Origin of the sequence: Pontibacterium sp. (assembly GCF_041587635.1) — a bacterium.
Taxonomy (GTDB): Bacteria; Pseudomonadota; Gammaproteobacteria; order Pseudomonadales; family Balneatricaceae; genus Pontibacterium.
The window spans coordinates 1-9,751 of record NZ_JBFGYC010000095.1 but is presented as its reverse complement, the minus strand read 5'-3'; the positions used below and the strand labels follow the sequence as shown (position 1 = coordinate 9,751).

At 49.8% G+C, this 9,751-nt stretch carries 12 protein-coding genes; 10 read left to right on the top strand and 2 right to left on the bottom strand.

Annotated elements, in window-relative coordinates:
• The first annotated feature begins 176 nt into the window (after positions 1-176).
• On the top strand, positions 177-779 hold the full coding sequence (locus ABYW01_RS07050) for a hypothetical protein (RefSeq protein WP_372831779.1): 603 nt from the start codon (positions 177-179) through the stop codon (positions 777-779).
• 103 nt (positions 780-882) lie between these two features.
• On the opposite strand, the gene ABYW01_RS07045 is transcribed toward ABYW01_RS07050, so the two are convergent.
• Positions 883-1,164 (bottom strand): hypothetical protein, encoded by a 282-nt coding sequence (locus tag ABYW01_RS07045; RefSeq protein WP_372831778.1) that lies wholly within the window; start codon positions 1,162-1,164, stop codon positions 883-885.
• A 260-nt stretch (positions 1,165-1,424) separates the two neighbouring features.
• Here ABYW01_RS07045 and ABYW01_RS07040 point away from each other — a divergent pair, with 260 nt between their 5' ends.
• From ABYW01_RS07040 to ABYW01_RS07030, 3 genes are all read left to right on the top strand, one after another.
• On the top strand, positions 1,425-2,039 hold the full coding sequence (locus tag ABYW01_RS07040; RefSeq protein ID WP_372831777.1) for a flavin reductase family protein: 615 nt from the start codon (positions 1,425-1,427) through the stop codon (positions 2,037-2,039).
• Positions 2,040-2,079: 40 nt separating this feature from the next.
• Positions 2,080-2,547: a VOC family protein gene (locus ABYW01_RS07035; RefSeq protein ID WP_372831776.1), complete on the top strand. Its 468-nt coding sequence runs from the start codon at positions 2,080-2,082 to the stop codon at positions 2,545-2,547.
• 229 nt (positions 2,548-2,776) lie between these two features.
• Positions 2,777-4,099 carry a Na+/H+ antiporter family protein gene (locus ABYW01_RS07030; RefSeq protein WP_372831775.1) on the top strand — a complete coding sequence of 441 codons (1,323 nt, stop codon included), beginning with the start codon at positions 2,777-2,779 and terminating at the stop codon, positions 4,097-4,099.
• Between the two features lie 130 nt (positions 4,100-4,229).
• Here ABYW01_RS07030 and ABYW01_RS07025 read toward each other — a convergent pair whose 3' ends face one another.
• Positions 4,230-5,360, bottom strand: a complete 1,131-nt coding sequence (locus ABYW01_RS07025; protein WP_372831774.1) for a GNAT family N-acetyltransferase — start codon at positions 5,358-5,360, stop codon at positions 4,230-4,232.
• Positions 5,361-5,432: 72 nt separating this feature from the next.
• Between ABYW01_RS07025 and ABYW01_RS07020 the strand changes: the two genes are divergently transcribed.
• From ABYW01_RS07020 to ruvA, 6 genes are all read left to right on the top strand, one after another.
• Positions 5,433-5,888 (top strand): HIT domain-containing protein, encoded by a 456-nt coding sequence (locus tag ABYW01_RS07020; RefSeq protein WP_372831780.1) that lies wholly within the window; start codon positions 5,433-5,435, stop codon positions 5,886-5,888.
• Between the two features lie 143 nt (positions 5,889-6,031).
• Positions 6,032-6,256, top strand: a complete 225-nt coding sequence (locus tag ABYW01_RS07015) for an FmdB family zinc ribbon protein (protein ID WP_372831773.1) — start codon at positions 6,032-6,034, stop codon at positions 6,254-6,256.
• 84 nt (positions 6,257-6,340) lie between these two features.
• Complete coding sequence (gene aspS / locus ABYW01_RS07010; protein WP_372831772.1) at positions 6,341-8,104, top strand: aspartate--tRNA ligase; 1,764 nt, start codon at positions 6,341-6,343, stop codon at positions 8,102-8,104.
• Between the two features lie 178 nt (positions 8,105-8,282).
• Positions 8,283-8,798 (top strand): crossover junction endodeoxyribonuclease RuvC, encoded by a 516-nt coding sequence (gene ruvC / locus ABYW01_RS07005; protein WP_193954064.1) that lies wholly within the window; start codon positions 8,283-8,285, stop codon positions 8,796-8,798.
• Positions 8,799-9,464, top strand: coding sequence for a trimeric intracellular cation channel family protein (locus ABYW01_RS07000; protein ID WP_193954063.1), 666 nt, complete (start codon positions 8,799-8,801; stop codon positions 9,462-9,464).
• Between the two features lie 4 nt (positions 9,465-9,468).
• A partial coding sequence (gene ruvA / locus ABYW01_RS06995; RefSeq protein ID WP_372831771.1) for a Holliday junction branch migration protein RuvA occupies positions 9,469-9,751 on the top strand: 283 nt, incomplete at its 3' end.

The following is a 9,751-nucleotide window of genomic DNA, read 5'->3' as shown; positions in this document are numbered from 1 at the left end:
CTAAAGGCTTTTGCAAAGAAACACAAGAAGGCAATAGGATGCACAGAGCAAGAATATCAAATGATTTTGATGATTTTGAAGAAGTATCTTAAAATGATTAAAACAAAATCTGTAATAGATCAAGATATTGAAGTTGAAAGATTAGAACAATTAGTAAAATCATTAAATGACTAAGAATGTACATCACGATTTTAGGTATCATGCTGAGATACGATATGAAACTGAGAAGTGTGATTGCGATCATGATGGTGGCTTTCTTGAGTGCATCATTGTCTTTTGCAGAAAATCATAAGGGTGGAGGTAATAGATGGGTGTTAAATCTGGTCGGATCAGATGATATGTATGTGGCCATGGTGCCAGATATCGACGGAGACGGTTATGAGGATGAGGCATTTTGCTTTGATGTTGATTTGATCAACGGAAAAAATCGCCAGGTTGTGGGCACCGCGACAGATTGCCTTTCAAACATCGAGCCTGGGTCAGAAGGTGGGCTCCAGCTGGTTGGCACTACGTACTTCAATTTACCGCAAGGGACTTTGGTGACGCGAGGTGTGACCTCGGTGCAGCCTGTAAATCAGCCAACAGTAACGCCCGATGGCGTGCCAATTAGTCATATAACCGGTGCGTCCAGTGATGGCAATGCTGTGTTGTGGGGGACCGGTAGGTTTGAGGGGTTGCAAGGAACCTCTCGGTTGTCTGGTATGGTTGACCTGACTAATTTTGACGGTGTGGGAACACCTATTGTGTTTGATTGCCTATTCGTGGTCGATCTGGAATAAATTAGCGGGTTTTAAACGTTGATATATAAAAATATCGCCGGTGAGGGTGGCTTTCGCCACCGCTCAACCGGTGAGAAGGGGAAGGGTATTCGGGATCAGTAGCTTATGCAGCTGCTGATTTACGGGAATCGTGATCTGGGTGGGTTGCGATGAAGTGCTCCAGCACTTTCTGCAACAGTGCTTCGTGGCCGCGGTTACCTTCGCGATGTGCTTTTTCAATGTCATCCAGAATAATGCGCTTAATCTTTTGCTCGCCCTCGTGATTGATCATGTATTGTCCGAATGCGAGTGCAATGATTGGGTCTACGTGCTCGTGCTCTGCGATGGCATCGACTTCGTCAGAGGTTAGGTCACACATATCCAGGCATTCTTCGTATGTAAGCATTGTTCTTCCTCTTTAGCTTCGGTTTGTAAGCTGGGCATTTATTATTATTTTCTGGACGTTTTTCCCGGCGGAATTCGCCTTGGGGAATATCAGTGTAGGCGAGGGGTTGGTGATTCTCTAACCAACTTTGCAGACAAATTCTCATATGAATTTCATTCAAAATTAATCCTTTTCATGTTGCGTTCGCACAGCGAGAATAGGACTCATGATGGAAAAGTGTCATAATTTCAGGGCGTTAAATTCACCGTGCGGAAGCAAAAATGATTATTAATCTAGCTGAACTGTCACCCAATAAGGTTTATCACACCATGACACAAACGGTTGTTCCAAGACCGGTGGCGTGGGTGTTATCTGAGCATGAGAACGGAAAGTTCAATTTGGCTCCGTTTTCATACTTTAATGCGGTGTGCAGTAATCCGCCGGTTGTGATGTTGTCGATCGGACGTAAACCCGATGGCAGCGACAAAGATACTTTTCGCAATATTGTCGAGCGAAAAAGGTTTGTTATTCATCTGGCCCACCCTGAGCTTGCACCTCAAGTGACTAAGTCTGCGAAGGTTCTGCCGGATGGCGAGTCCGAACTTGAGTTGGTCGACATGGATACAGTGGCTTTTGATGGTTTTGAGTTGCCGCGATTAAAGGATGCACGTCTCGCGTTTGCCTGTGAGTTATATAAGCTGGACACCATTGGTGAGAATGATCAGAACCTGGTATTTGGTAAGTTGTTGCGCATCTGGTTGGATGACGAGGTGGTTGCCGAAGATGACAAGGGTCGTATGAAGGTCTTGGCGGATAGGCTCAATCCTCTGGCGCGTCTGGGTGGCAATGAATATGTTACTGCGGGAAATATTTTGGATATTCCTCGGGAGTCATAGTCCGCTGCTAAGCTGTGGCATATGAGAGGAGGAAACTTATATGTCACAGCAAAATTGGATGCCAGAACAGACACATCTGCTTACGCCTTACATCATGGTTAAAGATGCCGATGCATCGCTGGATTTTTATCAGCGGGCATTTGGTTTTGAGGGTTCCGTGATGATGCGTGACCCGGCTGGTAAGGCGGTACATGCAGAGGTGCGTCGTAATGGTGTGTTGATCGCCATGTTTGCCACTGAAGGTGCGTTCGGTTCGACGCAGCAATCACCCGCGAGCAGTGGGTTGCCCTCTCCCATTGGCTTGTATATGTATTGTGAGGATGTAGATGCTTTAGTTGCACGCGCAGTGGCTGCGGGTGCTGAAGCAGTGGGTGAGGTAGATACTCAGTTTTGGGGGGATCGTACGGGTTGTTTGCGAGACCCGGACGGGTATGGCTGGACCTTTGCAACACAGGTTGCTGAATTCGACCCTTCTAAAATACCTCCCGGTTTTAAGTCCGATTTCTAATGCATTTTTTATGCAGCACCGCGAGCATGGTGGCTTGCTGTGCTGCATAAAAGCCTTTCCGTAGCTACGTCCTGCTTGATGAATTAGCGACACCGATCAATGTGTTTTATGGTGTAAATTATTTCCTATTGTGAAATATTGACATTATAAGAATAAATGTTCAGAGTTCGCTCCTTTCTTGAAGCACCTGTTCTGGTGCTTTACGTCCAATCTTATTCTGGGATTTTTAATGAATGCGGTAATTGTTGCAGTGCTGACGATGTTGGTGCTGAGCTTGCTTCGTACGAATGTTGTAATGGCTCTATTGCTAGGTGCAATGGCGGGTGGCCTGACGGGTGGTTTAGGGTTGCAAGGTACGGTTGATGCCTTTAACAGTGGTATCGGCGGCGGTGCGGGTGTGGCATTGAGCTATGCGTTGCTGGGTGGTTTTGCGGTTGCGATCTCCAAGTCCGGTTTGCCACATCTTTTGGCTGATCGAGTTGTTGTGATGCTGGGAAGCAATCAGGATGCCCAGCGGGTTCGTATGGTGCGTACCGGGTTGATTATGCTGATTATGCTGGTCGCGATCTCTTCCCAAAACATAATGCCTATCCATATCGCGTTTATACCGATGTTGATTCCGCCACTGTTGTTGGTGATGGCAAAGATGCAGTTGGACCGTCGCTTGATTGCCTGTGTGCTGACTTTTGGTCTGGTGACGCCTTATATGTTTTTGCCGGTGGGTTTTGGTGGAATCTTCCTGAATGAGATCCTGTTGAAAAACATTGCTGCAAACGGTTTATCCACAGAAGGCATCAGTGTTGTTAGTGCGATGGGTATTCCTGCGCTGGGTATGCTGACAGGTCTGCTGATAGCAGTATTTATCAGTTACCGTGGCAAGCGTCGTTATGATCTGAGCAAGATTGAAGCGGTTGAAAATGGCGGGGCCGAAGTGTCGGGTGTGCGTACCTTGGTCGCTATTGCGGCCATTGGTGTGGCTTTCGGTGTGCAGCTGTATACCGGTTCCATGGTTCTGGGGGCACTGCTGGGCTTTATTGTGTTCTCGGTTTCGGGTGTGGTGCGTTGGAACGAATCGGATGGGCTGCTGGTTGATGGTATGAAGATGATGGCAACCATAGGTTTCATCATGATTGCCGCTGCGGGGTTTGCCGAGGTATTGCGGGAAACGGGTGAAATAGCGAGTCTGGTCGAAAGCTCTGCGGGCTTTGTTGATGGCAATAAAGCGCTGGCAGCACTGTTGATGCTGGTCGTAGGGTTGTTGATTACCATGGGTATCGGCTCTTCGTTTTCTACGATCCCGATTATCGCTGCTATCTACGTTCCTTTGGCGGTGCAGTTGGGCTTTTCGCCGTTGGCAGTCGTTGCGCTGGTCGGTACTGCCGGTGCGCTGGGCGATGCGGGGTCTCCGGCGTCTGATTCTACATTGGGCCCGACTGCGGGTTTGAACGTAGATGGTCAGCACCGTCACATCTGGGATACGGTGGTACCAACGTTTGTCCACTTTAACCTGCCGTTGTTGATTGCGGGCTGGATTGCTGCGACGGTGCTTTAAACGAAGCGAGAGTTCAGTGATCTGACCCATATTAGGAGTAGGTCACCGAACTGGAAAAGCCGCGCAGCAGGTTGTGTTGTGTGGCTTTTTTATGTCTGGCACGTGGCTTTCAATCCGCTGCTAAAGTGACCTAGTCGTTCTTAAACGGCAGCCAGGTGGTGAGTTCGGCGATTTGCTCTCGCATCATCTCTTCTTCCTCATTCAGAAAGCGGGCGATGGGCTCTCGGAAACCGGGCTCCTGTAACCAGTGTACGGACCAGGTCTCAATCGGTTCAAAGCCGCGTTGAATTTTGTGTTCACCCTGAGCGCCGGGATCAAAGCGTTCCAGCTCTTCCCGAATGCAAAACTCGATCCCTTGGTAATAGCATGTTTCAAAGTGCAGGCTGTCGTACTCTTCGAGGCATCCCCAGTAGCGTCCATACAAGGTGGTCTTGCTACGCAGTGAAAGGGCGCCAGCTACCGCTTGATCATTAACATATGCGACAACAAGCACCAGATGATCCGGCATGGTGTCGCGCAGTAGTGTGAAAAATTCGGGTGTCAGATAACCTTTGCGGCCGCGTTTGAGGTAGGTGATCTGATAAAAATGATAGAACCGGTGCAGCAGTGCGTCGCTAATATCCCTGCCGCTATAGGTTCGTAACTCGACGCCTTGGTCGGATACTTTCTTGCGTTCTTTGCGTAAATTTTTGCGTTTACGGGAGTTGAAGCGTTCCAGAAAGTGGTCGAAGTCACGGTAGCCATGGTTGAACCAGTGGTATTGGCACCCCAGTCTTGGCATGATTTCGTGGGTCACAAATTGCTCGATTGTCTCTTTAGGTGCGAATAAACCGTGCCAGGATGAAGCGTTTAGTTTGGCGGCAATTTGTGGAATGGCGTCGCGTATTGTTGGAATGATTGTATCCAGAGGCTGTCGGGTGCCAATCCGGGGGCCATAGGCGGGTGTGAAAGGGATGGATGTGACCAGCTTGGGGTAATATTCCAGATCATAGCGTGAGTAGGCATCTGCCCACGCCCAATCAAACACGTACTCACCATAGGAATGTTGCTTTAGATAGATCGGCATCACCGCGACGGTTTCGCCGCCGTCCTTCAGTGACAAGTGAAGGGGGAGCCATCCAGTACCTTTCCCAACGCTGCCAGATTGTTCCAATGCGTGCAGGAATTCGTACCGCAGGAAGGGGTAATCGGTGCCGCAGAGCTTATTCCAGATCTTGGGGCCAATCGATTCAATATTGTCAGTGAGCACGATATCAAGCATATTTGCCTATACTCTTAGCTATAAGAGAACTGCTAACGTCTGGAATTTTAAGTGAATTTCATCGGAGGAACCATGGACGAGCTGGAATTGGAATTTGAACTGCATCCTCAGCTGGCCGCAGATTGTATTGTACTGGGAGATTTCCCGCTGTGTCGCCTTCTACTGATAAACGATGCGAACTATCCGTGGTTTATTCTGGTACCCCGTCGTGCCGGAGCCACCGAAATTTATCACTTGCCAGAAGACGAGCGGTGTCAGATGATCCACGAATCTTCATTCTTAGCGGAGAATTTGGCTGATATTTTTGCCGCTAAAAAAATGAATGTGGCGTCGTTGGGCAACATGGTACCGCAGCTGCATCTGCATCATATCGTGCGGCAGGAAGATGATGCTGCATGGCCGGGACCAGTGTGGGGCAAAGTGCCTGCGAAGCCTTATACAGATGAGCAAATTCATGAGATTCGACATAAAGTAGAAGTGTTGTTAACCAATACCGGAGAGGTGACGATCTCTCCTGAAGAGTCGTAACTTGCTGCAATCCTTCGCGTCGATCTGTCCGGGTCGGCGCTGTTGATTTCTTTACCGCGCTTAGGGCCTGTAACCTCCCTCCAAATCGGTTATAATCGCGCGTTTTCCAATAGAATAGATCTGAATCTGGAACGCGTTTTACGATGCCTATCTACGATTTTGAATGCAAAAGCTGTGGCCACGAGTTTGAGAAGCTGGTGATGCGTAGCGATGCACCAGCGCCAAACTGCAAATCTTGCGACAGTGAACAGGTAGAGAAGAAAGTCTCTGCGCCGGGATTTCGATTGTCAGGAAGTGGTTGGTACGAAACAGATTTTAAAACCGGTAAGAAGAAAAATCTTGCGGGTGATAGCGGCAGCAGCAGTTAAGCCTGCGGCCGAAAGCCAAATTAAATTTAGCTCTTACATCCGTTGAAATCGGATGTGTTGGTAACTTAACAGGAACAGGAAACTATGCGCAGCCATTATTGCGGCGATCTGAGAAAAGAACACGTTGGCGAAGAAATCACCCTGAATGGTTGGGTGCACCGTCGTCGTGACCACGGTGGTGTCATCTTTCTGGATGTGCGTGACCGTGAAGGTCTGACACAGGTTGTATTTGATCCGGATCGTGAAGAAAGCTTCGCGCTGGCAGACAGTGTACGTAACGAGTTTGTTATCGAAGTGCGTGGTCTGGTGCGTGATCGTCCGGAAGGTACTGTGAATCCGGATATGCCTACGGGTGAGATCGAAGTACTGGGCAAAGAGCTGGTTATCCTGAACAAAGCGGAAACACCTCCTTTCCAGCTGGACGAACACCAGCAGGTGGGTGAGGACGTGCGTTTGCGTCACCGTTATATCGATCTGCGTCGCCCGGAAATGCAGGACAAGCTGCGTTTCCGTTCTAAGGTGACTAACGCGATCCGTAACTACCTCGATGACAACGGTTTCCTGGATATCGAAACACCGATCCTGAACCGTGCAACACCTGAAGGCGCGCGTGACTATCTGGTGCCGAGCCGTACTCACGAAGGTAGCTTTTTTGCACTGCCGCAGTCGCCACAGTTGTTCAAGCAGCTGTTGATGGTGGCGGGTTTTGACCGTTACTACCAGATCGCTAAATGTTTCCGCGACGAAGACCTGCGTGCTGACCGTCAGCCGGAATTTACCCAGATTGATATCGAAACCTCATTCATGGATGAGGAAGCGATCATGGGTATGACCGAAAACATGATCCGTGAACTGTTCCAGAACATGCTGAACATCGATCTGGGTGAGTTCCCACGTATGCCATACGCGGAAGCGATGCAGCGTTACGGTTCTGATAAGCCGGACCTGCGTTTCCCAATGGAGCTGGTCGACGTTGCTGATCTGATGGCTGAGATCGAGTTCAAGGTTTTTGCCGGTCCAGCTAAAGACCCTAAAGGCCGCGTTGCCGCGTTGAAAGTACCTGGTGGTGCTCAGCTGACACGTAAGATTATCGACGAATACACCAAGTTTGTGGGTATCTACGGTGCTAAAGGTCTGGCATGGATCAAGGTGAACGAACTGGAGAAAGGTGCTGAAGGCCTGCAGTCTCCAATCGTTAAGTTCCTGGGTGAAGATGTTGCCATGAAGATCATGGAGCGTCTGGAAGTTCAGAACGGTGATATCGTTTTCTTCGGTGCTGACAAAGAGAAGGTTGTAAGCGAAGCACTGGGTGCATTGCGTATCAAGGTTGGCGAAGACATGAACATGGCGCAGTGCGAGTGGGCACCGCTGTGGGTTGTTGACTTCCCAATGTTCGAAGAGACGGATAAAGGTGGTTTGACTGCGTTACACCACCCATTCACCGCGCCAAGCTGCTCTCCTGAAGAGCTGAAAGCGAACCCGTTGACTGCGCTGTCCCGTGCATACGACATGGTATTGAACGGTTGCGAGCTGGGCGGTGGTTCTGTTCGTATTCATGATCAGGCGATGCAGAAGACTGTATTTGACGTGCTGGGTATCAGTGATGAAGAAGCGGAAGAGAAGTTCGGCTTCCTGCTGAATGCTCTGCAGTTCGGTGCGCCTCCTCACGGTGGTCTGGCGTTCGGTCTTGATCGACTGATCATGCTGATGACGGGTACTGAGTCTATCCGCGAAGTGATTGCGTTCCCTAAAACCCAGAGCGCATCTTGCATGATGACTGAAGCGCCGGGTGAAGTGAGTGCAGCTCAGTTGCGTGAACTGAACATCAAGCTGCGTAAGACGCCTTAAGTCTGAGCGGTTAAGTCAGGGCTAGGGCGAAAGATCGCCGTGTAGCTCTTCTGGAAAAGCCGAGGCCGTTGTCTCGGCTTTTTTGTTCACGGAGAAAGGCGGTTTGTTGTGCGATTTATTGCATCATCAGTGGTGCTAACGCGTATTATGGTCGGCAATAATCTGAACTGATGGTTTTATGTTAATACTCGGAATTGATCCGGGGTCACGCATCACCGGTTACGGTGTCATCAATAGCGTGGGCTCAAAAAATGAATATGTCGCCAGTGGTTGTATCCGCATCAAAGGTGATGCGCTGCCTGAGCGCCTGCAGCAGGTTTTTGAAGGGGTGACTGAGGTGATTAGTCGTTATTGCCCTCAGGAGATGGCAATTGAGCAGGTGTTTATGGCGCGCAATGCAGACTCGGCACTGAAATTGGGTCAGGCACGTGGCGTTGCCATTGTGGCGGGTACCAATCAGGAGCTGCCGATTTACGAGTACGCGGCGAGAAAGGTAAAGCAATCTGTTGTTGGTAATGGTTCGGCGGATAAAGCGCAGGTTCAGCATATGGTCGCACATATTCTGAAACTGCCTGGCTTGCCTCAGGTAGATGCTGCGGATGGGCTTGCTATTGCGCTTTGTCATGCGCATACCCGTACGAATTTGGTGCAGATGGCTGGAGCACGTTCAAACCGAAAGGGGCGTTGGCGTTAGATGGATTACGAAACTTTTATCTATTTTGCTGAGATTGTGGGTATTGCGGTATTCGCGGTGACCGGTGCATTGGCGGCGCAAGGCAAGCGTCTGGATATCCTGGGTGTTGTAGTTCTGGCGATTGTGACGTCGTTGGGTGGTGGTACGATTCGCGATATTACCCTGGATGCTCACCCTATAGGTTGGATCGTTGATACGAGTTACCTTTGGACCGCAATCGTATCGGCGGTGGGGGCATTTATTCTCTGCCGATATGTAGCGTATCCACGTCGTGCGTTGTTGGTGTTGGATGCGATGGGGTTGGCGTTATTTGCGATCCTGGGTGCGCAGAAGGCGATGGCCATGGGCCAATCGGATGTGGTCGTGGTTATGATGGCCATGATCACTGGTACCGCAGGTGGTATGATTCGCGACATTCTGACACGAGAAATCCCGTTGATTCTTCACCGTGGAGGTGAGATCTACGCAACATGTGCGATTGCTGGCGCGATTTTCTTTGTCTCGTTTGAAGGTCTGATTGAGGACCGCCTGTTAGCGATGATCTCAATGGGTTTGATCTTTGCCACACGTATGGCAGCGGTGTTCGCAGATCTGCGTTTGCCTGAATTTATTGTTGCAGGACACCGTCTGGAGTCAGACAAAACTGCCCGGGATATGGAGAAGTAAATCAGTGATTGGAAGGCTAAGAGGTGAGCTGCTGGAAAAGCATCCGCCGCAACTGTTGATTGATGTTAATGGCGTTGGCTATGAGGTTGAGGCCTCCATGAATACCTTCTATCGTTTGCCGGAGCTGGGCCGGCAGGTCACGTTGTTTACGCACTTTGTGGTGCGTGAAGATGCGCAGCTGCTCTATGGCTTTGCTGATCGGGAGGAGCGGTTGCTGTTCCGTACCTTGATCAAAGTGAATGGCGTGGGGCCAAAACTCGCGTTAACTATTTTGTCGGGCATCAGTG

What these genes read in the sequence shown, in the direction of transcription:
- ABYW01_RS07050 (WP_372831779.1), top strand. Translation starts at nt 177, where the DNA reads ATGTACATCACGATTTTAGGTATCATGCTGAGATACGATATGAAACTG.
- ABYW01_RS07045 (WP_372831778.1), bottom strand. Translation starts at nt 1,164, where the DNA reads ATGCTTACATACGAAGAATGCCTGGATATGTGTGACCTAACCTCTGAC.
- ABYW01_RS07040 (WP_372831777.1), top strand. Translation starts at nt 1,425, where the DNA reads ATGATTATTAATCTAGCTGAACTGTCACCCAATAAGGTTTATCACACC.
- ABYW01_RS07035 (WP_372831776.1), top strand. Translation starts at nt 2,080, where the DNA reads ATGTCACAGCAAAATTGGATGCCAGAACAGACACATCTGCTTACGCCT.
- ABYW01_RS07030 (WP_372831775.1), top strand. Translation starts at nt 2,777, where the DNA reads ATGAATGCGGTAATTGTTGCAGTGCTGACGATGTTGGTGCTGAGCTTG.
- ABYW01_RS07025 (WP_372831774.1), bottom strand. Translation starts at nt 5,360, where the DNA reads ATGCTTGATATCGTGCTCACTGACAATATTGAATCGATTGGCCCCAAG.
- ABYW01_RS07020 (WP_372831780.1), top strand. Translation starts at nt 5,433, where the DNA reads ATGGACGAGCTGGAATTGGAATTTGAACTGCATCCTCAGCTGGCCGCA.
- ABYW01_RS07015 (WP_372831773.1), top strand. Translation starts at nt 6,032, where the DNA reads ATGCCTATCTACGATTTTGAATGCAAAAGCTGTGGCCACGAGTTTGAG.
- aspS (WP_372831772.1), top strand. Translation starts at nt 6,341, where the DNA reads ATGCGCAGCCATTATTGCGGCGATCTGAGAAAAGAACACGTTGGCGAA.
- ruvC (WP_193954064.1), top strand. Translation starts at nt 8,283, where the DNA reads ATGTTAATACTCGGAATTGATCCGGGGTCACGCATCACCGGTTACGGT.
- ABYW01_RS07000 (WP_193954063.1), top strand. Translation starts at nt 8,799, where the DNA reads ATGGATTACGAAACTTTTATCTATTTTGCTGAGATTGTGGGTATTGCG.